This window comes from Mycobacterium sp. TKK-01-0059 (assembly GCF_000709305.1).
Lineage (GTDB): Bacteria > Actinomycetota > Actinomycetes > Mycobacteriales > Mycobacteriaceae > Mycobacterium > Mycobacterium intracellulare.
Genome location: NZ_KL446994.1, coordinates 209,722 through 232,535 on the forward strand (window position 1 = coordinate 209,722; position 22,814 = coordinate 232,535).

The following is a 22,814-nucleotide window of genomic DNA, read 5'->3' on the forward strand; positions in this document are numbered from 1 at the left end:
GCAACCTCAAACCAGAACCATGGCAAAGACATTGAGCAAATCCGACCTTGCCGAGACGATCAGGCTCGCCCGCGTCAAGCGCGGACTGAGCTGGGCGAAAATCGCCGAAATCATCGGCAAGGACCCGGCATGGACCGTCGCCGCGCTGCTCGGGCAGCATCCGCTCTCGGCCGGCGACGCCCGGGCGGTGGCGTCGCTCCTCGGCCTCGACGAGGAGGCGGTGGCCGTTCTGCAAATGATGCCGCACCGGGGATCCGATGCGACCATAGCGAAAGATCCGACGATCTACCGGTTCCACGAGGCGCTGGCGGTCTACGGTCCGGCGATCAAAGAACTCATCCATGAAGAATTCGGGGACGGCATCATGAGCGCGATCAACTTTCAGCTCAGCGTGCAGCGCCGTCCGCACCCCCAGGGCGACAGAGTCGTCGTCACATTCGACGGCAAGTTCCTCGATTACGCGTGGCAACACTCCGCCGAGCAGGCGCAGGAGGTGGCGAAATGACGGCGACCCTGGATCCCGCGGCCGGCCGGCTGGATGTCGGCCTGTTGGAAGACATTCGGGCCCACGCCGCGGCATTGGACGGCGGCGAGCACCGGTCCCGCCGCAGCTTCACCGCGCTGGGGGAGGCCGGTCTGCTCGGCATTGGCGCCCCGGCCAACGCCGACGGCCGGCTCCCGGCGATGGCCGAGGTGATCCGGTTGATCTCGGGGACGTGCATGAGCACAGGCTTTTCGCTGTGGGCCCATCGCATGGCGGTCGAGTATTTGCTCACGGCCGCAACACCGTTCGGCGCGGCCGCCGCCGACCGGCTGCTTTCGGGAACCGTGCTGGGCGTCACCGGCATGGCCGCGGCGTTCAAAGAGGCTGCGGGCTGTGGCAGCGTGGAGTTGACCGCCACACCGGTGGCCGGCGGCTACCGGGTGTCCGGCCCGATCAGGTGGGCCAGCAACCTCTATCCCGACTCGACCATGGTGACGGCGGTGCGCACCGATGCCGGCGAGAGATTGATCGTCGCGTTGACGTTGGACACACCCGGGGTGCTCCTGGGTGAGCACTTCGAGCTGTTGGCCATGGGGAGCACGGCCTCGTCGTATCTGAACCTGGACGCCGCTCACGTGCCCGACGGCCAGGTGCTGTCGCGCGATTTCGAAGGCTTTTTGCACGCGGTCCGCCCGACTTTCCTTGTGCTGCAGTCGGCGATGTGTCTGGGACTGGCCAGGGCGGCAATCGAGCAGGCCAGGCTGGGGCTCGGCGGTGTCAACGCGGTGTTCGGCACCGACGTCGACCGCGTCTCCGAGAGGCTCACCGACGCCGAGGCGACGTTGGCCCACTTAGCCGCCGCGGCGGGCGGCCCCCGGTCGCCGGCCAAGAAGGAGCTGCTGTCGCTGAGGCTCACCGCGGCCGAATTATCCAGCGCCAGCACTGATTTGGAGATGCGAACCGCTGGTGGGAAGGGTTATGCGAGCCGGACCTCGGTGAGTCGCCGCTACCGGGAGGCCGCGTTCATCCCCGTCCAGTCGCCGTCCGAGGGCCAGCTGCGCTGGGAGTTGGCCCGATGCGCCTGAGCATGGACCGATGGTGACCCCGGTGGCGGTGCCGCCCGAGGGCACCCGATCACAGCGGCTGGTCGGCGGGGTTCCGCTGGCCAGCCTGGTGCGCGACTACCACCGCCCCATGGTGAATTTCGCCCGGACCATGGTGGATTCGCCGGCCGTCGCCGAAGAAGCCGTGCAGGAGGCGTGGGTGCAGGTGCTGCAATCGCCGGATTCGTTCCAGGGGCGCTCGTCGGTGAGCACCTGGCTGTTCGGGATTGTCAAGCACACCGCGTCGCGCCACCGGCGCCGGGAATCGCGGATCCGTCATCACGAGATGCTGGCGACCGCGGATGCTGACCCCCTGTCGGGCCGCATGCACCCCGACGGCCACCCCGACGCCGGACACTGGCGCGAGCCGCCGTCGCGGCGCTTTCTGCCGGAAGATCACACGGTCCAAAGCGAACTCGTCGGGTACGTCCGTGCGGCGCTGGACGCCTTGCCCGAGCGGCAACGGCAACTGGTCATCCTGCGCGACATCGTCGGCGCCCCCGCCGACGAGGCGGCCGAGCTCCTCGATCTGACCGCCGAGGCGCAGCGGGCGCTGCTGTACCGCGCCCGCGGAAATCTCCGAAACGAACTGGAAAAGCGGTATCAACGATGACCGTTCACGACAACACCGTCCCCGCCATCGATTGCGTCGACTTCGTCCGCCTGGTCGACGACCTCGTCGACTCCGACCCGCGGCAATGGGGACCGATCGTGGCCAAGCACCTCGACGAATGCCCCCCGTGCCTGGTCTACCTGCAACAGATGCTCGACCTCAAGATCCTGCTCAGCCACGTCTTCGACGGCGAGCGCCTCACCGAGGACCACGTCTCTGGAGTCCTCCACGCGATCAACACCTTACGGAAAGGCGAACACGGATGACCATCAACGCTCCAGCGCAGCCGCTGCCGAGCTCGGCAACGGCGGGCACGGTCACCGCGTTGCCCACCGGCGTCGTCACCACCGACCGCGCGCCCGAGGATCCCTTCGAGCCGCTGACGGTGGGAGCGATGGTGGATCGGGTAGCGGCCATGGCAGTGGAAAAAGCCGCGCATCCGTGGGCCTTTCTGATGCGCTCCCTGGTCGGTGGCGTGATGGTGGCGTTCGGGGCGCTGCTGGCCCTGGTGGTCAGTACCGGCGTCAAGACGCCCGGGGTGGCGAGCCTGTTGATGGGCCTGGCGTTCGGCATGTCCTTCGTCCTCATCCTGGTGTCGGGCATGTCGCTGATCACCGCGGACATGGCCGCCGGTTTCCTTGCCGTGCTCAAACGCACGCTCAGCGTCGGTAACTACGCCCTCCTGGTGACCATCGGACTCATCGGAAACATCGCCGGCGCACTGATATTCGTCACCATTTGCGCCGCGGCCGGCGGTCCCTACCTGGGCGCCTTTGCAGAGCGCGCCGCGACCGTCGGTACCCTCAAGGCCGGCCAGCCCTTCTGGACCGCGCTCCTGCTCGCCGTCGTCTGCACGTGGTTCCTGCAGACCTCGATGTGCATGTTCTTCAAGGCCCGCAGCGACGTCGCGAGGATGACGTTCGCGTTCTATGGCCCGTTCGCATTCGTGATCGGCGGCACCCAGCACGTGATCGCCAATGTCGGATTCCTCGGTCTTCCGTTGTTGCTCAACCTCTTCCATCCGACCGCGCCCCGCGGCGCGATCGGCTGGGGATTCGGTGCGCACGGCTTGCTCACCAACATCGGCATCACCACCGTCGGCAACCTCATCGGGGGAACGGTTTTCGTGGCGCTGCCGTTCTGGATCATCGCGCGGCTGCAGCACCGCCAGATCTGACTGCCGGGTCGTCATAGAGCGTTCGCGCGGCGGGCCGTGGGGCGCAACGCCGCGAAGAGCGCCCCGGCGGCGAAGACCACCGCGATCACCCACGGAAACCGCCCGTCTGGGGCGAAGCCCTTGGCGGCGACCACGGCGAGGGCGTAGGCGGTCATCGCGGCGCCGGCGAGCATCACGGGCTCGGCCCGGCGCTCGCTGAGCGGGACACCGAGCAATGGCAGGGGAGCGGCGAAAATCCTTCGCGCCCACCATAACAGCGCGATCTCGGCTGCCGTCACGACGCTGAGGATGGCCACCCATTCCAGCCGGGCCAGCCACCAGGCGGCGCTTCCTTCCGGGGGCTGCGGCAAGAGTCTGGCCGGATATCCGACGATCGCCACGATCACGACGGGAATCATGTGCCACAGATAGAGGGCCATGATGTTGTTGTTGGCGATGGACAGAGCCCGCTCGACGCGGGCCGCGCGCAGCGCGCGGTTGAGCATGGGCGCGAGCGCCATGACGATGCCCGTTTGTGCGCCACCAAAGGCCATCAGCGCCACGGTAGGCGGTGTCGTGTTGTCGATGGTCTGTCCGGGAACGCCGATCATGCTGACCGGATAGACCCGCAGCCAGATCAACCCCGCCAGCCCCGCCGCCGAGGCACCGGCCAGCAACCAGGGCCTGTGGCCCGTCAATAGACCACCGCGCCAAGCGATTCCGAGCTGATACAGGGCTCCCCAGCCCAACAGGTAGTTCAGCCAGTCGAGGTAATGCACGTGAGTGCTGAGCCTGGCGGCATCGACGACCGCGACCCCCAACACGAGCGCCGCGGGCGCCCGAAGGCCCCAACGGCGGTGTGCGGCAATCCCAATCGGCGTCAACGACACCACCACCAGATACACCGCCAGGAACCAGAGGTGCATCGCCACCGCCCAGCCGGCGTACTCGAGCACCGAACCCGCGACACCGCACGCGTCCAGCACAACCACCGCCACCGACACCAACGCGGTGTATGCCGCGGTCGGCCCGAGCACCCGGGCCAGCCGGTGCTGCAACCAGGTCTGGCGCGAGACTCCGCCGGTGTCGCGCCGATGCGTCCACGACACCGCGCCGGCGTAACCCGCCACCAAAAAGAACGTCGGAACCGCTTGGAAGGGCCAGGTCAGCCACTGGGTCCAGGGCATGTCGACGAGCGGGTTCTGCCGGCCGAACTGTCCGTCGTGGTAGGTCACCGACCCGGCCAGCCAGTGTCCCAGCACGATCAGCACCACTCCGGATACGCGGTAATAGTCAACCGCCAGATCGCGGGCCGGGCGCGGGCTGATTGCGCCGCCCATCAGATCGGGGGAAGCTCGATGCGGGACACAGCGCCACGGTACCGTCCAGCGCTCAGCGAGGCCTCGCTGAACCACGTCAAGAACAGGAGAAGGGCCATGAAACAGGCTCAACTCGGTGAGCTGCGGGTCGGGCGCCTGGGACTGGGCGCGATGGGAATGTCGGTCGCCTATGCCGGCGCCGGAAGCGACGACGCCGAATCGATCCGCACCGTCCATCGCGCCATCGACCTGGGTGTCACCCTGATCGACACCGCCGAGGTTTACGGCCCTTACGTCAACGAGGAACTTCTGGCGCGTGCCCTGCGGGGCCGTCGCGATCAGGTGGTGGTGGCAACCAAGTTCGGTCTCATCTCGCATACCGGCCGTGACGGGCTCGACAGCAGCCCCGCCAATATCCGCCTGGCCGTGGACGGTTCGCTGCGGCGGCTGGAAACCGATTACATCGATCTGTACTACCAGCATCGCCTCGACCGCCAGACCCCGATCGAAGAAACGATGTCCGCGCTGGCCGAGCTGGTTTCCGAAGGAAAGATCCGGCACATCGGCCTTTCCGAAGTCGGCGTCGACACCATCCGCCGCGCGCACGCGGTGCATCCCGTCACGGCCGTCCAATCGGAGTATTCGCTGTGGACGCGCGACCAAGAACCGGCGATCTTGCCGTTGCTGCGCGAGCTGGGCATCGGTTTCGTCGCCTACTCACCGCTGGGCCGCGGCTTCCTCACCGGTACGGTCCGCTCCACCGAGGAGCTCCCCGACAGCGACTACCGTAAGATCAATCCGCGGTTCTTCGACGAGAACTTCCAGCACAACCTGCGATGCGCGGACGAAGTGCGCGAGATCGGCGCTGACGTCGGCGCCACGGCGGCCCAGGTCGCATTGGCGTGGCTGCTCGCGAAAGGGCCCGACATCGTGCCCATCCCGGGCACCAAACGGGTCACCCGCCTGGAAGAAAACGTCGGGGCCGACGCGCTAGAGCTGACCCCGGACCAACTGGCGCGGCTCGACCGCCTCACCCCACCCGTGGGAGGGCATCACGCGCAGGCGCAAATGGCATGGATAGATCGCTAGTGGCCGACAAGAAGCTGGTGATCGGCGCGAGCGGGTTTCTGGGATCGCATGTCACACGGCAACTGGTGGCGGCGGGTGAAGACGTGCGAGTCATGGTGCGCCACACCAGCTCCACCGCGGGCATCGACGATCTCGACGTCGAGCGCTGCTACGGCGACGTGTTCGACGACGCCGCGCTGCGCGCCGCGATGGCGGGCTGCGACGTCGTCTACTACTGCGTCGTCGACGCCAGAATGTGGCTGCGTGATCCGGCGCCGCTGTTCCGCACCAATGTCGAGGGCCTGCGCCATGTTCTGGACGCGGCCCTGGGCGCCGACCTGAAGCGGTTCGTATACACCAGCACCACAGGCTCTTTGGCGATCAGCGACGGCAAGCCGGTCACCGAGGAGGACCCGCACAACTGGGATCAGGGCGGCGCCTACATCGAAGCGCGGGTGGCCGGCGAAGACCTGCTGCTGTCGTACGCGCGGGACAAGGGCCTGCCGGGCGTGGCGATGTGCATCTCCACCACCTACGGGCCGGGCGACTGGGCGCCGACCCCGCACGGTGCGCTGCTCGCCCTGGTCGCCAAGGGCCGTTTTCCGTTCTATTTCGATTACTCGTCCGAAGTGGTGGGCATCGAAGACGCCGCCCGGGCAATGCTTCTCGCCGCCGAGCACGCGCGCGACGGCGAACGCTACATCGTGTCCGACAGGTACATGAGCATCCGGGAGCTGCATGAGATCGCCGCCACCGCCGTCGGAAGGCGATCGCCGCGCATCGGCATCCCGATGTCGGTGCTGCGGGCCGGGGCGCGGGTGAACGACGCGGCGGCTTGGCTGCTGGGCCGCGACCTGCCGTTCGCCTACGCGGGAATCCGGATGGCCGAACTGATGTCGCCGCTGGACCACTCCAAGGCCACCCGCGAACTGGGATGGACGCCCGAACCCGTCGAGGACTCGATCCGTAAGGCCGCCGTCTGGTTTGCGTCGCGCTAGTCGACGCTGGCCAATGCCGCTGTGCCGTACTTCTTTTCGATCAATCCCCAGGGGTCGGCGTAGGGGCCGCGCCCTTCCAGCCGGCGCTGCACCACGAAGACGGCGCGCAGAATCGGCCGCAATAGCGGGCCGAGCAGCCGCAGCACGTTGCGCATAGGGCCCTGCGAGTCGGCGAGCCAGGCCACCGTCTGCTGCCAGTCATGCTCTTGAAACTCGAGCAGCGCCTGCGCTTCGGTGGTGTCGTACCAGCCGGTGAAACTCCAGCCGCGATCGTCGCCCGGGTCGCCGGGCAGGCCGGCCGAGGGGCCGAGCGGGCCCAGGCCCGCCGCGGTCATGAGGTCGTCTTGCAGCCGGTGCTGCAGCATCACATACGTTTCGTTGCCGCCGATGAGCAACACCTTGCCGGAGATGGCCGTTTCGCGGTCGACGCCGTTGGCGAACGCCAGTGCCACGTCGCGCGCATCCACCGCGTGAATGCGGTTATCGCTCGGCATCGACCGCATCAGGACGAGGTAGTCACCGTTGATACCGGCCTGGGTGTCCGGCGAGATGACACCCGCGAGCCGGTAGAGCGCGTAGGGCAGGCCACTGGCACGGATCGCCGCCTCGGCAAGCACCTTGTCCTGGCCGTATTGATCGATGGGATTCACCGGGGTATCCGGGGTGATCCGCTCGGGCTGGCGGAAGGGATTCCGCGATCCGTACACCGCTGCGCTGGACGCCATGAGGAACAGCGGTGGGCGCGGGAGCGTGGCGCAGGCGGCCAAGAGATTCTCGGTGCCGCCGACGTTGACGCGCCGGGCCAATGCGGGGTTGCGATACGACGGCGGGGAGACGATGGCGGCCAGGTGGACGACGGCCCCGGGACGGTGGGCGGCGAGCAGATCGCGCACCGCGTCGGCGTCCAATAGATCGGCGTAGGCGGGGATCAGCGTCCCGGATTGGCCCGCGGCGGCCAGTTCTTTCTCGACGGCCACGGTGTTGTCGTTGCGCAGATCCATCGCAACGACGGTGTGCCCCCGGTCGAGCAGGAGCTGCGTGCAGCGCCTACCGACTTGTCCGAATGCGCCCGTGACCAGAACGGTGTCGACAGCCACGACGCGTCACCGATCCATCAGCCGGCCGGCGATCTTGGCGATCGCCGTGCGGATTCGGGGGGACACGTAAATCGAGAATAGCGGGGTCACGATGTCCTCGCGGAGCCGAGTTAGCTTGGAGCTCTTGATAAGCCATCGGCCCGCGACGTTTTCATAGGTTTCGTGGTAATGGCCGTAGCCGACCAAGGTTGCCCCGGGCCCGAACCGAACGACGTCTTGCAGCGCCCATATCCCACGCGCCGTCGTTGCCGACGTGAGCTCGATTTCGGGGGTGTGCACCTGGTGCGCGGTGGCCTGAGTGGGTCGGCCCAGGGCCTGGCGGGTGAAGGCGACGAAGTCGTCGGCGCCGGCGATCACCTTGCCGCCCGCTTCGGAGGTGTCACTGACGAAGTCGTCGGCGAAGATCGTTCGCCAGGCCGCCCAATCCTTGGTGTCCAGGTAGCGGCAGTAGCGCGCTTTGAGCTGCTTGATGGACTCGATCGCCGGCAAGCCGTCGGTGACCAGGTTTTCCGCGCGCTCTGTCATTGCGGCTCGATTCTGTCCGTAAGGGCCCCGGCGTGACGTTTCACTGGCGAAGTGTAAACCTGTCAGCCTTTGAAGTAGACGATCTGATGTGTGGTGGCCAGCAGCCCGCCCGCCCGGGTCCACACCTGGGCGCTCTGATCGAAATAGCCGTTTGCGAAGCGGTTGGCGTGGGCGGTGGCCAGCACGAAGTCGTCTCCGACGGCCTCGAGTTGCTGCTGATCGGCGTGAAAGTACGTGGTCAGTGAGATCGTTCCGGACGGGAGGAAGCCGCCGTGACGCAGGAACACCCGCGGGTAGAAGATGTCGCACAGCGCCGCGAGCGCCGCGTAGTCGACCGGGCGGCGCGCGCGGTCGCGCACCCACAGCGTGGTGGTCGAAGAGGGGCTGGGGTCCCCGCCTTTGCCGGGCATCGCCCCCTCGACGTAGCGCGTGTCGTAGAGGCCGGTCCATCGCACGAGGCCCGGATCGACGGCGGACAACTGCTCCGGGGCCGGCGCGCTCGGCGGGTGCGCTTCCGTGTCGGCCCAGCTCTCGCGCCGGATCGCGAAGATCGCGGTCGCCGTGGTCTTGACCACCCCATCCTGGCTGAGCTCGACAATCCAATGCTGGTTGGTGCGGTTGGTGCGCGCGGCCCGAAGCGCGATGTCGAAGTCGCCGTCGGCGATCGGTGCGGCGAAGTTGACGGTCAGGGCGAGCGGCTCGCCGATGCGGTCGGGCTGCCCTTCGACGGCGGCCAGCATGACGGCGGCCGTGATCCCGCCGAATGGCCCGACCATGTTGGCCCACTCCGCGTGCGTGCGACCGCGTCGGACGTCCGCGCTGACGGTGTCGAGGCGGACGGCTTCGTCGAAGGGATGTGTGTCGGTCATGTTGGTCGACGGCAGACTACTTGCGGTCGAACTCGCCGCTGGACACGGGGTCGTTGCACCCGACCGGCGATTCACCTCCCCTGATACGGTCCGGCGAGCGACAGCCTGAACGAAAGCGAACCGCGATGACCAACTCCAAGCACGAAGCCGCAGCCAACTCTCCCGCCGAGTTGATCGATGCCAGGATCGAGGAACTGGGGGATTGGCGCGGCGAGACGCTCGCCCGGATCCGGCAACTGATCAAGGAGGCCGTCCCCGACGTAATTGAAGAGTGGAAGTGGCGTGGCGTTCCGGTGTGGTATCACGACGGGATGATCTGCACTGGCGAGACGTACAAGAACGTCGTGAAGATGACCTTCGCGAAGGGGGCGTCGCTGCAGGATCCCGCGAGTCTGTTCAATTCGAGCCTCGACGGCAACACCAGACGCGCAATCGATTTCCACGAGGGCGACACGATCGACGAGAAGGCGTTGACGGCGCTCATTCGGGCCGCGGTCGACCTGAACAGGTCGTAGGGCGCCACCTGTACAGCGCCGTCGCCGTTGCTGTACAGTCGCCCAGCACAAGGACGACGGTCGAGTGAGAGGCCAGCCGGTGACTTCCGAGTCGGTCGAGGAATTTCGGCGCCGGGCCAGGGCCTGGCTCGCCGCGAACATGCCGCGACTCGATCCGGCCGAGGCGGTGTCGCTTCAGCGAGATCAGCTGCCGGCCTGGCACCGGGCCCGCGAATTGCAGAAGCTCCTGTGGGAGGGCGGATTCGCCGGTATCTGTTTCCCGCGTGAGTATGGCGGCCTGGGGCTGAGCTACGAATACAAGAAGGCCTTTGACGCCGAGTCGCTCGGCTATGAGACGCCGCTTCTGCTCAACGTCCCGTCCTTCGCCATCTGCTGCGCCACGATCCTCGATATGGGAAGCGAGGAGCAAAAGCAAACCCACATCCCGGCCGCGCTGCGCGGCGACGAGGTACTGGTGCAGCTGCTCTCGGAGCCCAGCGGGGGATCGGACCTGGCGGGCGTCATCACCCGCGCGGAACGCCGCGACGGCCGGTGGATCATCAACGGCGCCAAGACCTGGAGCACCTGGGCATTCGCCGCCGATTACGGCCTGTGCCTGGCCCGCACCAACTGGGACGTGCCCAAGCACGACGGTCTCACGATGTTCCTGGTGCCGCTTGCCCATCCCGGCATCACGATCAACCGCGTTGAACAGGTCAACGGGTCGATCGAGTTCTGCGAAGAGTTCTTCGACGACGTCGACGTGGGGGATGACGCCGTTGTCGGCGAGCCGGGCAAGGGCTGGGAGGTTGCGTCGCGCCAGCTCTACCACGAGCGCCGCAGCATGGGCGACGGTTCGGAGTACACCAGTGGGCCGGGAATCGCTGAGGCCGAAGATGTTTCGGTCGACCTGCTGGCATTGGTCGACAAGACCGACCAGCACGACAGCGAGCGGGTCCGGGAGACGATCGGTCGGGCCCTGGTTCACCGCACGGTCCACGGCCAGCTCAGCGAGCACGTCTTTCATGCCGTCGCCGGCGGCGTCCTGCCGCCAGCCGCGGGATCGATCATCCGGCTATCCATGGCCGCGGTGCACGACGTCGAAACCGACACCGCCCTTGCCGTGTCCGGGACGTCGGCTGTGGTCGCGGACGACGGTGCACTCCTCGATATCGGGACGCGCTATCTGGGCCGGCAGACCGCCAGCATCGGCGGTGGCACCACCGAGATGGCGCGCAACGTGATCGGCGAGCGGGTGCTGAACTTTCCGCGCGAGCGCGCCGATGACCGGGGCGTGCCGTTCAATCAGGTGCGACGCGGCAAAAGCCCGGGAGGAGAACGGAATTGAGCGACCAGCTTCGTGACATCCGAGAATTGGCCGGGGACACCGACGCCTACCGCGACGAACTGTACCGACGCTGGACGGGCCTGCTGAGCTACCGCTACATCGGCCGCAAACACTCGTCGATGAATCTCGGCGAGACCGACGACACCGTCACCATCCGCCGCGACATGCGCAACGAGGCGGGCGGAATCATGGTGGCGCCGTTGGCCATTTCCTCCCCCGAGGGTTGTCAGACCGACATGGTCGCCGTGCCCAACCCGGTGATCGCGTCGGTACAGATCGTCGACCCCGGCTACGACGTGACGCGGGTGGAGATCGTCGGGTCGGGCATCGTGCACCAGGGCCGCACCATGGGCTACGGGCGCTGCACGATCGTCGACGCCGATAACCCGCAGCGCGTGATCGCCTTCAACGAGGGGCAGGGAGCGATCATCGGCATCCCGCCCGAAGGCCTGGACAGGATGGATGTTTCGGGCACGGAGCTGGTGATCGAGGACTCACCGGATCTGCCGCCGCTGTGGCGGGCCTTCGGCGCCAGCCGTCGCGGCGACGGCCATTGGGTCCTGCCCGAGCTCAGCACCGAACTCGCGTCACCGGATGCGGCCTTGCACATCGGACCCCAGCACGTCGTTCTCGAGACCGCCGCAATCGATTTGGCCGCCGAGGTCGCGGGAAGCAGAAAGCTGCAGGTCGTGAGCTGGCACGTGATGTTCATGTCGCGCGGCAAGGTGGGTCCATTCCGGGTCGAGGGCACCGCGCATCCTGGCGGGCCCGGGCGCGTCGGCGTGCGCATGCTGCTGCACGACGAAGGCAACGCCGACAAGGCCTTCACCTCCGCTGCCGCGGTCTTCGACATCGTCGGCTGAGCCGGCTCGGCGACCTCCGCTCGGGTGCGCCCCGGGGAGGGGCGATAACCTTCCCGAAGGCGACGCGAAGGAGCGTGATGGTCATGCAGATCTCCATGTTCGGGCAACTCAGCGGATCGGGCGGTCAATCGCCGATCGACGCGACGATCGCCAACCTCGAAATGCTGCGCGAAGAGGGCTTCACGCGGGTGTGGATGAGCCAATTGCCCTATGAGCCAGACCTTCTCACGATTCTGGCCATCGCGCTGCACGAGGTCGACACGATCGAGGTGGCCAGCGGCGTGGTGCCGATCCAGAATCTGCATCCGATGCTCATGGCGCAGCGTGCCCTCACGTTGAGCCTCGCCTCGGGTGGCCGGTTCACGCTCGGGCTCGGCATGACCCATCAGGCGGTGACCGAAGGGATGTGGGGCATCCCGTGGGACAAGCCGGTGCGCAGGCTTAACGAGTACCTCGACGGGTTGTTGCCCCTGCTGGCCGGTGAACCCGCCGCCGCGGCGGGGGAGACGGTGACCACCCGCGGTGCCCTGATGATCTCGGGGGCGCCGAAGCCCGACGTGTACATCGCGGCCCTGGGTCCGCAGCTGCTCAAGATCGCCGGCCGGCGCACGTCGGGCACCTGCACCTGGATGACCGGCCCCAAGACGCTGGCCGAACATGTCGGCCCGACGCTGCGGCGGGCGGCGGCCGATGCCGGCCGGGAGGACGAGGTGCGTGTCGCCGCGTCGTTGCCCGTCAGTGTCACCGACGATGTCGACGCCGTCCGCAAGCAGGCGGCCGAACAGTTCGCCATCTACGGCGAGTTGCCGTCGTACCGCGCGATGCTCGACCGCGAGGGCTACGCGGGGCCGCAGGATGCCGCCATCATCGGCGACGAGGACACCGTGCGCGGCCGGCTCGACGAGCTGCGCGCCGCGGGCGTCGACGAGTATGTTGCGGCGGCATTCGATCCGTCACCGGAGGGCCGGGCCCGCACGCGGGCGCTGCTGCGCGCCTACGACTCCTGACCCGGCGTTTGGCTATGGCCATACATTGCCTCCGGAACGTATGGTGCAGAGACGAACTCAGAGGACAGGAGAAGCGCAGTGGCAGAACGGTTGGCGGGAAAGGTCGCGCTCATCAGCGGCGGCGCCCGGGGGATGGGTGCATCGCACGTGCGGTCGCTGGTCGCCGAGGGAGCCAGGGTGGTGTTCGGTGACATCCTCGACGACGAGGGCAAGGCGGTGGCGGCCGAGGTCGGGGACGCGGTCCGCTACCTGCACCTCGACGTGACCAAGCCGCAGGATTGGGACGCGGCGGTGGCGACCGCCCTGGGCGAGTTCGGCCGCATCGACGTGCTGGTCAACAACGCGGGCATCATCAACATCGGCACGCTGGAGGACTACGCGCTCTCGGAGTGGCAGCGCATTATCGACATCAACCTGACGGGGGTGTTTCTCGGCATCCGCGCCGTGGTGAAGCCGATGAAGGAAGCGGGCCGGGGATCGATCATCAACATCTCCTCGATCGAAGGCATGGCGGGCACCATCGCCTGCCACGGCTACACCGCAACCAAATTCGCGGTGCGCGGGCTGACGAAGTCGGCCGCACTGGAACTGGGGCCCAGCGGAATCCGGGTGAACTCCATTCACCCCGGGCTCATCAAGACCCCGATGACCGATTGGGTCCCCGACGACATCTTCCAAACGGCGCTGGGCCGGGCCGCCCAACCCGTGGAGGTCTCCAACCTCGTGGTCTATCTGGCCAGCGACGAGTCCAGCTACTCCACCGGCTCGGAGTTCGTCGTCGACGGCGGCACCACCGCCGGGCTGGGGCACAAGGACTTCGCCAACGTGGAGACCGACGCGCAGCCGGACTGGGTCACGTAGGAGTCATCTGCCGCGCAAGCGCAACTGCCGACGGGCTTCCCGAGTGGGACCGTCGGTAGTTGCACTCTCGAGCGTCAGGCGTCCGCGGTTACGGATTCGCGCTCTTTGGCGGCGGGTTTGGGCCACGGCGAGGGGACCGGCCGTTGACGCACGTGCTGTGGCCACCAGAACCACTTGCCCAGCAGCGCCGCAATCGATGGTGTCATCAGCGACCGCACGATCAGGGTGTCGAACAGCAGACCCAACCCGATGGTGGTCCCCACCTGGCCGATCACCGTCAACTCGCTGACGGCCATCGTCATCATCGTGAAGGCGAACACCAGGCCGGCTGAGGTGACCACCGAGCCGGTGCCGCCCATCGAGCGGATGATGCCGGTGTTCAGGCCGGCGTGGATCTCTTCCTTGAACCGCGCGACCAACAGCAGGTTGTAGTCGGCGCCCACGGCCAGCAGGATGATCACCGACATCGCGAGCACCATCCAGTGCAGTTCGATGCCGATGAGGTGCTGCCAGATCAGCACCGACAGTCCGAAGGACGCGCCCAGCGAGAGCAGGACCGTCCCCACGATGACCGCCGAGGCCACCACACCGCGCGTGATGAGCAGCATGATGATGAAAATCAGGCACAGCGAAGCGATGCCGGCGATCAACAGGTCGTAGGTGTTGCCGTCGCTGAGGTCCTTGTAGATCGACGCGGTGCCCGCGAGGTAGATCTTGGAGCCCTCCAGCGGCGTGCCCTTGAGCGCCTCGTAGGCGGCCTTCTTGATCGCCCCGATGTGCGAAATGCCTTCCTGCGACATCGGATCGCCGTCATGGCTGATGATGAAGCGCACGGCGTGCCCGTCGGGGGAGATGAAGTTCTTCATGCCCTTCTTGAACTCTTTGTTGTTGAAGGTCTCCGGGGGCAGGTAGAACGAGTCGTCGTTCTTCGAGGCGTCGAACGCCTTACCCATGGCGCTGGAGTTCTTCTGCGCCTCTTTCTGCTGATCCTGCAGACCCTTCTGGGTCGAATACATGGTCAGCATCGTGGTTTTCATGGCCTTCATGTTTTCGATCATGGAAGGCATCAGCGCCACCATCTGGGGCATCAGGGTGTCCAGGTGGTCCATGACCGGCAGCAGACTTTCGATGTCATCGGTCATCGTGTCGATGCCGTCGAGGCCGTCGAACACCGAGCGCAGCGACCAGCACGCCGGGATGTCATAGCAGTGCTTTTCCCAGTAGAAGTAGCTACGCATCGGCCGGAAGAAGTCCTCGAAATCGGCCATGTGGTCGCGTAATTCGTTGATGTCGATGGTCATGTCGTGCATCTTCCTGACCATGACGTGCATGTCGTTGGCCATCTGCACGGTGATGCTGGACATCTTCTCCATGCTGTCGATGGTCGTCTGCATCATGTCGGCCTGGTGCAGCATGTCGGCCATCTGATCTTCTTGGTACTTCTGGCTCATCTGCTGGCTGACGCCCTGCATGCTGATCTGGAAGGGAATCGACGTGTGTTCGATCGGCGTGCCCTGCGGGCGGGTGATCGCCTGCACGCGCCCGATGCCCGGGACCCGGAAGACCGTCTTGGCGATCTTGTCGATCACCAAGAAGTCCGCCGAATTCCGCAGATCGTGGTCGCTTTCGATCATCAACACCTCGGGGTTCATCCGCGCCTGCGAGAAGTGCCGATCCGCGGCCGCATACCCCTCGTTGGCCGGCAGGTCCGTCGGTAGGTAGTTGCGGTCGTTGTAGTTGGTCCGGTACCCGGGCAGGGTCAGCAAGCCCACCAACGCCACGCCGATGGTGAGGACCAGGATCGGGCCGGGCCAGCGCACGACGAGCGCACCGACCTTGCGCCACCCGCGAATGCGTTGCGTGCGCTTGGGTTCCAGTGTCTTACCGAAGCGGATTACCACGGAGATGACCGCGGGACCCAGCGTCAACGCCGCCGCGACGACGACCACCATGCCGATCGCCAGCGGGATACCCAGCGTCTGGAAGTAGGGCAGGTTGGTGAAGTGCAGGCAGAAGGTGGCGCCGGCGATGGTCAAGCCCGACCCGAGCACCACATGCGCGGTGCCCTTGTACATCGTGTAGTACGCATCTACTCGGGACTCGCCGATAGAGCGGGCTTCCTGATATCGGCCGATCAAGAAGATCGCGTAGTCGGTGGCGGCCGCGATCCCCAAGGTGACCAACAGGTTCGTGGCGAACGTCGAGAGCCCGATGAGCTGGAAATAGCCTAGGAACGCGACCATTCCGCGCGCGGCCGACAGCTCGAGCACCACCATCACCAGCGTGAGCAGCACCGTGATGACGGAGCGATAGACCAACAGCAGCATCGCGATGATGACGGTGAACGTGGCCGCGGTGATGAGCTGCATGCTGCGGTCGCCGGCCTCGTGCTGGTCCGCCGACAACGCCGCGGGACCGGTGACGTAGGCCTTCACCCCTTTGGGTGGGGTCACACTCTTGACGATGTGTTGGACGGATTCCACCGACTCGTTGGCCAAGGCCTCGCCCTGGTTACCGGCGAGGTAGACCTGGACGTAGGCGGCCTTGCCGTCGTTGCTCTGCGCGCCCGCTCCGGTGAGTGGATCGCTCCACATATCCTGTACGTGTTCAACGTGTTTGGTGTCTGCGTCGAGCTTCTTGACGATCTCGTCGTAGTAGGCGTGCGCGTCCGCGCCCAGCGGATTCTGGCCCTCGAGGACGATCATCACCGAGCTGTTGGACTTGTACTCGTTGAACACCGCGCCCATGCGCTTGGTCGCGACGACCGACTGCGCGTCATCCGGTGCCATCGACACCGAGCGCATCTTGCCGACCTCCTCCAGCTGGGGGACGGAGACGTTGAGCACCGCGATGATCGCGATCCAGCCGAGGATGATCGGTACGGCGAACGTCCGGATGAGCCGGGGGATCTTGTCCCGAACGGGTTCGTCGACAACGGGGATGGTGTCGGTGCGGGAATCGTTGAACGTTGTGCTCATGCGGATTTCACCATGCAGAAGGTCAGGGCGTGTACGCCGTGGGTGAGGTTCTCGTCCTTGACTTCGTCATCGATGGTGATGCGGCAACCGAGGGAGTTGCCGTCGCTTTGTGCCGAGAGGTTCGGGAACACCGAAGGGGCGGTGGTGCTCAGGACCAGCGTCCACGGCAGTGGCGCGCCGTCGATCCGCTTCGGGTCGGCGGACAGATCCAGGTAGTTCACGTTGGCTTGGGCGGCCGAGCCGAAGACCTCGTATTTGACGACCTTGGGCTTGAACGGCTTGGACTCATCGAGTCGCGGGCTGGTCATGACGCCCGTGTCGTGCGCGCCGAAGAACGACTTGACCCGAACGACGGCAAACCCGCCGACCAGCACCACCGCCACGATCAACAGCGGCAGCCAGGCGTTGCGCACAAGTCTCGATATCTGCACCTGGGTGATCCCTTCCTCATCACGCGGACGTGACGCGGATCAGCGTTTGCGCGACTGGAGGTTGTGGACAGGTGAGTGCCCACAGTCGCACCGATCAACAACGAATTGCGTGGATTGCCTTGGTTCGTGCGCGCAAGACCGTCAAACGCGGTGAAAGTCGCCCATCCCCACTGCTGACGTCCCCGGCGGCGACACCCGGCTCACCTTGTTGCTGAAGCCTCCCCGGGTAACGCCACCAGCGCATAGTACATGATGTGCATACCTTGCAGTGTATGCAACATTTGCTGCTGGTGTTTCAGGTCACTTCGTGAAGATGCTGTTCACCAGCGCGGCGGCACGCTCAACATAGGGCATCGGCGTGTCGGCGGTTTCACTCGCCTCACCGCTCGCCCAGCGTTCCAGGCCTGACCGCACCGCCGTCAGCGCCAGCGCGGAAATCAGCGCGGCCATCTCGTCGTCGGGCTGCATCGCCTGGCGGCGGACGATGATGTCCGTCAACTGGTTCTGGAATCGTTCCAGATCGGCGAGGAACGCCGCCAGGACGGCGGGCGAAGTCTTCGCGAGTTCGAGCATGTGAGCTGCGTGTTCGCGCCGAGGGGGGACGTCGCGCAGGTGGTGTGCCGCCAGGGTGATCAGTTCCGCGAGGACGACCGAGTAGGGGGCGGGTCCGGCGGCGACGAAATCCTCGGCCAGCTCGGCGGGTATGTCAGAGGGGCCGTAGGCGAGTGCGGACTCTTTGTTGGGGAAGTAATTGAAGAACGTGCGGGTCGAGACGCCGGCTTCGGCGCAGATTTCGTCGACCGTGACCTTGTCGAATCCCCGTTCCAGCGTGAGGCGCACGGCGGCGTCGCGGATGTCGGCGCTCGTCTGCCGGCGGCGGCGCTCGCGTAGCCCCAGGGGATTGGCCATACTCATATAGTTGCACGTTGTGCACAGTTTGCAGTCAAAAGGTGCCATCTTGGCGGTGCGGAGGCGAGGCTGCCCGGCACCGGCCAGGGCGAGCGGCGGCGTTCCGCGTTCTCGGCACCTCGCACCAGTCCTGTTCTAGCGCAACATCATTCGACCAGCCGCTGTGGTGCAAGAGGTGGGTTCGGGCGGGTCATCCGCTGGGGGTGAGGGCGCCCCGCAAATAGTCGCATTGGCTTTGGAAGAACTTCGCCGAGATCGCCGCCTTGTCGGCGATCTGGTCGAACGCGTGAAACGCGCCCGGAACGATCTCCTCCTGCACCGGGACGCCCGCCTCGCGCAGGCGTCGCGCGTACTCAAGACTCTCGGAGTAAAAGAGGTCCAGCGTTCCCACGCCGATCCAGGCGGGCGGCAAGTCCGACAAATCCTTGCGGCGAGCCGGTGCCGCCTCTTCGGGATCGGCCCCATTGAGGTACCACTGCCAGGCCAATTGGTTGTCGGATTCGGTCCACATGATCCGCCTGGGGCCGTCACGCCGGGCGCCGGTGCGATCGTCGAGCATCGGATACACCAGCATTTGGAAAGCGATTTTGACGTCCTGGCGGTCGTGCGCCCGCTGCGCCACCGCGGCGGCGAAATGCCCGCCGGCGCTGGCGCCGCCGACGGCGACTCGATCCGGGTCCACCCATGGCTGGCGCGCCAGCCAGAGCAGGGCCGCATAACAGTCCTCGACCGGTATCGGGTAGGGGTGTTCGGGGGCTAGCCGGTGTTCGACCGCCGCGATCGCGACGCCGGTGAGCTGAGACAGTTGGCGCAGATACTTGTCGTCCTGGGCGGCGTGGCCCATGATGGTGCCGCCGCCGTGGATCCACAGCAGCGCCGGTGCGTGGCCGGCAAGGCCGGCCGGACGGTGCAGGCGGACGCTGACGTGCTCGTTGACCGCGGCCACCGGCACCGTGCGGATGCGCCCGGCGTTGCCCATCAGGTTCATGATGGCGCGCTGCAGCTTCAGACCGCGGTGCAAGGCGTAGCCCCGGGGCAGAAATCGAGCCACTTTGCGAAGACCGGGATCCAAGACCTGGGGCGACGTGTAGGCGTTATTGGGAAGGCCGTTTGCCATCGGATGCCTCTGTTCCCTCGCGCCGGCAGACATGCTGACCATACAGGACGGACGTAGTGTCTCGCGTGAATCACGCCTAGCATCGGTCCGCCGATGCATTGGCCAAGCGGCACAGCCCGTTTCAGAGCGCCTCGTCGCTGTCGGTCAGTGCGCGCACGACGTGACCGAACATCGTCTGTTTGATCGCTCTGAGCGTGCCCGGGTCCTTGCCTCCCAATGGGCGAATCTGGTCGACGGCCGTGCCGGTGACCGCGTCCGCCGGACAGGCGACGTCGACGATGCCGAATTGTGCTGCGTCGGGCCCGCTGAACCGACGGCCCGTCGTCATCGAGGCCACCGCGGCGCGAGGAGTGAGTTTGGACTGGATGAGCGCAGCCATGCCCGGGTTGAACGGAATGCGGATGTCGACCTCGGGAAAACAGAAGTACCCGCGATCGTCGCGCATGGCGCGAAAGTCGTGCGCGATCGCCAGCATTGCTCCGGCACCGAACGCGTGACCGACCACGGCGGCGGCGGTGGGAACGGACAGCGTCAGCACGCGCGCGAGCAGCCGGTGCACCCGATTGATGTACCACGGTCCCCGGTCGGTGTGGGCGCTGAGCCAGTCCAGATCCAACCCGTTGGAGTAGAACTTGCCGCCGGCGGTGGTGACCAGCCCCAGGGCGCCGTCCGAGATGACCTGATCGAGCGCGGCCTCAACGTCATCCAAAAATGCTGGGGAGAAACGGTTCTCATCGTCGCCCAGCCGGATGATGGCGATCTTGTCGTCGTAATCCAGTTTTACAGCCATGTGTTCCCCTGACTTTCTTTCATGGTTCTCACGATCGGTCAGCCGCGTCGTTGCCGCGGGGCGGGAGGGCCGATCTCCAGCACGGCGCGCACGGCCGCACGCAGATGCGCTCGCGCTGTGGAGCTTCCGAGGCGATCTCGCCGGAGCAACAACGCGGTGGGCAGGTCGACGACGCAGCTGGTTATCGTGTCCACCGCCGCCGCGTCCTTGCGCTCCCACACCGCGACCGCAAGCCGCACCATCAAATCGACGAGAAGTTCGTCGAGGCGTCGCAATTCGTCGGCAATGTCGTCGGGGACATCGTCGGCAAGCACTTCCTCGCGGCGCACACGCAACAACAGCGTCGATGAGCCGGGATATTGCTCGGTGAAAACCACCGGCGCGTCGGCGGCGGCCACCACCGCTTCGATGGGACCGCCCGGGTCGGCGCCGGTCGCGGCGTCGTCGACAAGTGCCGTCTGTACCGCCAGGAAACGCCGGCCAGCCCGCAGCCAAGCCTGGCCCATCAGCCCGCCCCGCGATGTGAACGTGTGGTACACAGCGCCGTTGGAGACACCCACGGCCGCGCCGACCGCCCGGATGGTCACCGCGCTCGGGCCCGACCGCGCCACCAGGTCCTCGACGGCGTCCAGGACGGCGTCGGGATCATGTAGGCGAGGCCGCGGCATGCAACCACCATAACAGAGCGGGTGCTCTATTACGCGCCGGGGCGTGAGTATCTCCCTGTGCCGCGGGGCACGATCCGACCGTGATATGGCGCCGGTTAGCATCGGACGTCCGGATGTCGGTGCGGAAGGTAGGGCATTGGCTGCGATACCCGTCATCGCGCTCACCGGTCATCTCGGCGCCGGCAAGACGACGCTGCTCAACCACTTGTTGCGCCATCCCGGCACCCGAATCGGTGTCGTGGTCAATGATTTCGGTGACATCAACATCGACGCTTCCCTGGTGGCCGGTCAGGTCGACGAACCGGCCTCGATCGCCGGCGGATGCATCTGTTGCCTGCCCGATGGCGGTGGGCTCGACGACGCACTCATCAAACTCGCGGATCCGGCCCGGCGCCTTGATGCCATCGTCGTCGAGGCCAGTGGTCTGGCCGACCCCGTGGCGATCGCGCGGATCATCGGTTTCAGCGAGATACGGGGGGTCCGGCCGGGCGGACTCGTGGACGTCGTCGATGCGGTGAACCATTTCGACACCGTCGACTCCGGCACGCTACCGCCGGTCCGCTATGGTGCGGCGTCGCTGATCGTTGTCAACAAGCTCGACCAAGTGCCTGACTGCGAGCGGTCGGCTGTGGTGCAGCGCGTCACACAGCGTGCGGCGCAACGGAACCCGCACATTCATGTCGTGGGCACATCGGGTGGCCGGATCGACCCGGAGCTGCTCTTCGACGCGTCCGGCACGTCCGGACAGGTTGGCCAGCTCTCGTTCCTGGACTTGGTGCCCGAGCACGAGCATGACCACGACCACGCCGATGCGGTCACCGTGGCCGGCGCTGGTTGTGTCGACCCTGACGCCCTGGTCGATCTTCTCGAACAGCCGCCTCCGCGGGTGTTCAGGATGAAAGGCATTGTGGCTGTGCGGGAGCGCGCGACCGTGCGCGAATACGTGATCAACTTGGTGGGTGGCGCCGTCCACATCGCGAAGGCGCCGTCGGGAGCAATGGCCAATTGCCTCGTGGCGATCGGGATGCATCTCGACATCCCCGCCGTACGCGCGCGGCTCAATGACGCGCTGCAGCCCGTGGCGGGGTCGGCGTCGGCACCGGCGTTGCGGCGGCTGCAACGGTACCGGCGACTCAGCGCGTGAGCGAGTATCCGGCAAGATACGTCGTGATGTCATCTTCGCTCGGCGACGTGCTCGCCACCTTGGAGCTCGACCGAGTCGATCAGTGGCTCTTCGTCGGGCGGCAGCTTCCCGCGCCCGCCAACCATATACTCGGTGGGCACATCTCGGCTCAGGCTTTGTTGGCGGCAAGCCACACCGCACCGGGCCGAACGCCGCACAGCGTCCACACGTACTTCCTGCGGCCCGGCGACTCGCGTCACCCGGTTGATTTCGAAGTCGTCGACCTCCAAGAAGGCCGGACGTTTTCTGCTCGACGGGTCACCGCACGCCAAGACGGAAAGATTCTGATGGAGGCCATGTCGTCGTTCAAAGTCGCCGATACCGCGCCCGCGCAGGTCGTCTATCAGCCACCGATGCCGCCGGCTTCCAGCCCGGAGTCCCTGCCGTGTGTTGCCCCGCATCTCGCGGAATCCGACGAGAGCGCCCAAGGGCGGTGGGCGAGCCTGCGCTGGTTCGAGCGCCGGATCATCGACACCGAGGCAGCTCCGCCCGCACGCGCGCCGATGTGGTGGCGACCCGACGGGCGAGTTCCCGATGACCCGGTGCTGACCGCCAGCTTGGTGGCGTACCTGTCGGCGGTGACGTTGACCGAACCGGCATATGCCGCACGCGGCGGTGTCGGGGCATCGGCGCAGCGCGACCATTCGGTGTGGTTCCACGGTCCGGCGGCATTGTCGGATTGGCTTCTCTACGACCGGTCCTCGCCGAGTAGCGCCGGTTCGCTGGCACTGGCGAGTGGGACGATGTTCAACCGCACCGGCGAACTGGTGTGCAGGGTGAAACAGGAGATGTATTTTCCGACGCACAATTGATGGGACAGTCACGGTGCACGTTCCGATGGTTCATTATCGCAACGCGTGATATCGGACCGTCTCAATATGGCTGCGCCGCAACGCAATTCCGTCACAGTGACGTAATTAGGCCATAGGGTTT

The 22,814-nt window shown here is 66.3% G+C and carries 24 protein-coding genes; 14 read left to right on the forward strand and 10 right to left on the reverse strand.

Annotation, left to right across the window (positions count from 1 at the left end; genetic code table 11):
- The first annotated feature begins 19 nt into the window (after positions 1–19).
- Genes cynS through K883_RS20190 form a run of 5 tightly spaced genes read left to right on the forward strand, consistent with a single transcriptional unit; the run spans position 20 to position 3,377 of the window.
- Positions 20–505 (forward strand): cyanase, encoded by a 486-nt coding sequence (cynS, locus tag K883_RS20170; protein ID WP_020822456.1) that lies wholly within the window; start codon positions 20–22, stop codon positions 503–505.
- Positions 502–1,569 (forward strand): acyl-CoA dehydrogenase family protein, encoded by a 1,068-nt coding sequence (locus K883_RS20175; RefSeq protein WP_020822457.1) that lies wholly within the window; start codon positions 502–504, stop codon positions 1,567–1,569. Before cynS ends, K883_RS20175 begins: the two co-directional genes overlap by 4 nt.
- A 10-nt stretch (positions 1,570–1,579) precedes the next feature.
- Positions 1,580–2,200 carry an RNA polymerase sigma factor gene (locus K883_RS20180; protein WP_009954520.1) on the forward strand — a complete coding sequence of 207 codons (621 nt, stop codon included), beginning with the start codon at positions 1,580–1,582 and terminating at the stop codon, positions 2,198–2,200.
- Complete coding sequence (locus K883_RS20185) at positions 2,197–2,466, forward strand: hypothetical protein (protein ID WP_008256475.1); 270 nt, start codon at positions 2,197–2,199, stop codon at positions 2,464–2,466. Before K883_RS20180 ends, K883_RS20185 begins: the two co-directional genes overlap by 4 nt.
- Positions 2,463–3,377: a formate/nitrite transporter family protein gene (locus tag K883_RS20190; protein WP_020822458.1), complete on the forward strand. Its 915-nt coding sequence runs from the start codon at positions 2,463–2,465 to the stop codon at positions 3,375–3,377. Before K883_RS20185 ends, K883_RS20190 begins: the two co-directional genes overlap by 4 nt.
- Positions 3,378–3,388: 11 nt before the next feature.
- Here K883_RS20190 and K883_RS20195 read toward each other — a convergent pair whose 3' ends face one another.
- Positions 3,389–4,696 (reverse strand): acyltransferase family protein, encoded by a 1,308-nt coding sequence (locus K883_RS20195; protein ID WP_020822459.1) that lies wholly within the window; start codon positions 4,694–4,696, stop codon positions 3,389–3,391.
- A 96-nt stretch (positions 4,697–4,792) separates the two neighbouring features.
- Between K883_RS20195 and K883_RS20200 the strand changes: the two genes are divergently transcribed.
- Together K883_RS20200 and K883_RS20205 are read left to right on the forward strand one after the other, a co-directional pair.
- Positions 4,793–5,764 carry an aldo/keto reductase gene (locus K883_RS20200; RefSeq protein ID WP_020822460.1) on the forward strand — a complete coding sequence of 324 codons (972 nt, stop codon included), beginning with the start codon at positions 4,793–4,795 and terminating at the stop codon, positions 5,762–5,764.
- Complete coding sequence (locus K883_RS20205; RefSeq protein WP_020822461.1) at positions 5,764–6,741, forward strand: NAD-dependent epimerase/dehydratase family protein; 978 nt, start codon at positions 5,764–5,766, stop codon at positions 6,739–6,741. Before K883_RS20200 ends, K883_RS20205 begins: the two co-directional genes overlap by 1 nt.
- Here K883_RS20205 and K883_RS20210 read toward each other — a convergent pair.
- From K883_RS20210 to K883_RS20220, 3 genes are all read right to left on the reverse strand, one after another.
- Positions 6,738–7,838, reverse strand: a complete 1,101-nt coding sequence (locus tag K883_RS20210; RefSeq protein ID WP_020822462.1) for an NAD-dependent epimerase/dehydratase family protein — start codon at positions 7,836–7,838, stop codon at positions 6,738–6,740. The genes K883_RS20205 and K883_RS20210 overlap by 4 nt on opposite strands.
- A gap of 6 nt (positions 7,839–7,844) precedes the next feature.
- Entirely contained in the window at positions 7,845–8,363 is a 519-nt protein-coding gene (locus tag K883_RS20215) for a nuclear transport factor 2 family protein (protein WP_008256487.1), read from the reverse strand.
- 62 nt (positions 8,364–8,425) lie between these two features.
- On the reverse strand, positions 8,426–9,232 hold the full coding sequence (locus K883_RS20220; protein WP_014384661.1) for an acyl-CoA thioesterase: 807 nt from the start codon (positions 9,230–9,232) through the stop codon (positions 8,426–8,428).
- Positions 9,233–9,357: 125 nt separating this feature from the next.
- On the opposite strand from K883_RS20220, the gene K883_RS20225 reads away from it, so the two are divergent.
- The 5 genes from K883_RS20225 to K883_RS20245 all read left to right on the forward strand — a co-directional run bounded on the left by K883_RS20225 (position 9,358) and on the right by K883_RS20245 (position 13,805).
- Positions 9,358–9,747: a DUF1801 domain-containing protein gene (locus K883_RS20225; protein ID WP_020822463.1), complete on the forward strand. Its 390-nt coding sequence runs from the start codon at positions 9,358–9,360 to the stop codon at positions 9,745–9,747.
- Positions 9,748–9,826: 79 nt separating this feature from the next.
- On the forward strand, positions 9,827–11,074 hold the full coding sequence (locus K883_RS20230; RefSeq protein WP_020822464.1) for an acyl-CoA dehydrogenase family protein: 1,248 nt from the start codon (positions 9,827–9,829) through the stop codon (positions 11,072–11,074).
- Positions 11,071–11,937 carry a hypothetical protein gene (locus tag K883_RS20235; protein WP_020822465.1) on the forward strand — a complete coding sequence of 289 codons (867 nt, stop codon included), beginning with the start codon at positions 11,071–11,073 and terminating at the stop codon, positions 11,935–11,937. Before K883_RS20230 ends, K883_RS20235 begins: the two co-directional genes overlap by 4 nt.
- Before the next feature lie 77 nt (positions 11,938–12,014).
- Entirely contained in the window at positions 12,015–12,944 is a 930-nt protein-coding gene (locus K883_RS20240; protein ID WP_179945109.1) for a TIGR03564 family F420-dependent LLM class oxidoreductase, read from the forward strand.
- A gap of 78 nt (positions 12,945–13,022) precedes the next feature.
- A complete protein-coding gene (locus tag K883_RS20245; RefSeq protein ID WP_008256510.1) occupies positions 13,023–13,805 on the forward strand; it encodes an SDR family oxidoreductase in 783 nt (260 codons plus the stop codon).
- A gap of 74 nt (positions 13,806–13,879) precedes the next feature.
- Here K883_RS20245 and K883_RS20250 read toward each other — a convergent pair whose 3' ends face one another.
- The 6 genes from K883_RS20250 to K883_RS20275 form a co-directional block, all read right to left on the reverse strand.
- Positions 13,880–16,783 (reverse strand): MMPL/RND family transporter, encoded by a 2,904-nt coding sequence (locus K883_RS20250; RefSeq protein WP_020822467.1) that lies wholly within the window; start codon positions 16,781–16,783, stop codon positions 13,880–13,882.
- Positions 16,780–17,214 (reverse strand): MmpS family transport accessory protein, encoded by a 435-nt coding sequence (locus K883_RS20255; RefSeq protein ID WP_269147570.1) that lies wholly within the window; start codon positions 17,212–17,214, stop codon positions 16,780–16,782. Before K883_RS20255 ends, K883_RS20250 begins: the two co-directional genes overlap by 4 nt.
- A gap of 300 nt (positions 17,215–17,514) precedes the next feature.
- On the reverse strand, positions 17,515–18,123 hold the full coding sequence (locus tag K883_RS20260; RefSeq protein WP_008256516.1) for a TetR family transcriptional regulator: 609 nt from the start codon (positions 18,121–18,123) through the stop codon (positions 17,515–17,517).
- A 190-nt stretch (positions 18,124–18,313) separates the two neighbouring features.
- Positions 18,314–19,240 carry an alpha/beta hydrolase gene (locus K883_RS20265; RefSeq protein ID WP_020822468.1) on the reverse strand — a complete coding sequence of 309 codons (927 nt, stop codon included), beginning with the start codon at positions 19,238–19,240 and terminating at the stop codon, positions 18,314–18,316.
- A gap of 121 nt (positions 19,241–19,361) precedes the next feature.
- On the reverse strand, positions 19,362–20,030 hold the full coding sequence (locus K883_RS20270) for an enoyl-CoA hydratase-related protein (protein ID WP_020822469.1): 669 nt from the start codon (positions 20,028–20,030) through the stop codon (positions 19,362–19,364).
- A 38-nt stretch (positions 20,031–20,068) separates the two neighbouring features.
- Positions 20,069–20,698: a TetR family transcriptional regulator gene (locus tag K883_RS20275; RefSeq protein WP_020822470.1), complete on the reverse strand. Its 630-nt coding sequence runs from the start codon at positions 20,696–20,698 to the stop codon at positions 20,069–20,071.
- A 136-nt stretch (positions 20,699–20,834) separates the two neighbouring features.
- Between K883_RS20275 and K883_RS20280 the strand changes: the two genes are divergently transcribed.
- Together K883_RS20280 and K883_RS20285 are read left to right on the forward strand one after the other, a co-directional pair.
- Positions 20,835–21,842, forward strand: coding sequence for a CobW family GTP-binding protein (locus tag K883_RS20280; protein WP_020822471.1), 1,008 nt, complete (start codon positions 20,835–20,837; stop codon positions 21,840–21,842).
- A 26-nt stretch (positions 21,843–21,868) separates the two neighbouring features.
- Positions 21,869–22,693: an acyl-CoA thioesterase gene (locus tag K883_RS20285; RefSeq protein WP_036455903.1), complete on the forward strand. Its 825-nt coding sequence runs from the start codon at positions 21,869–21,871 to the stop codon at positions 22,691–22,693.
- The last annotated feature ends 121 nt before the right edge of the window (positions 22,694–22,814 follow it).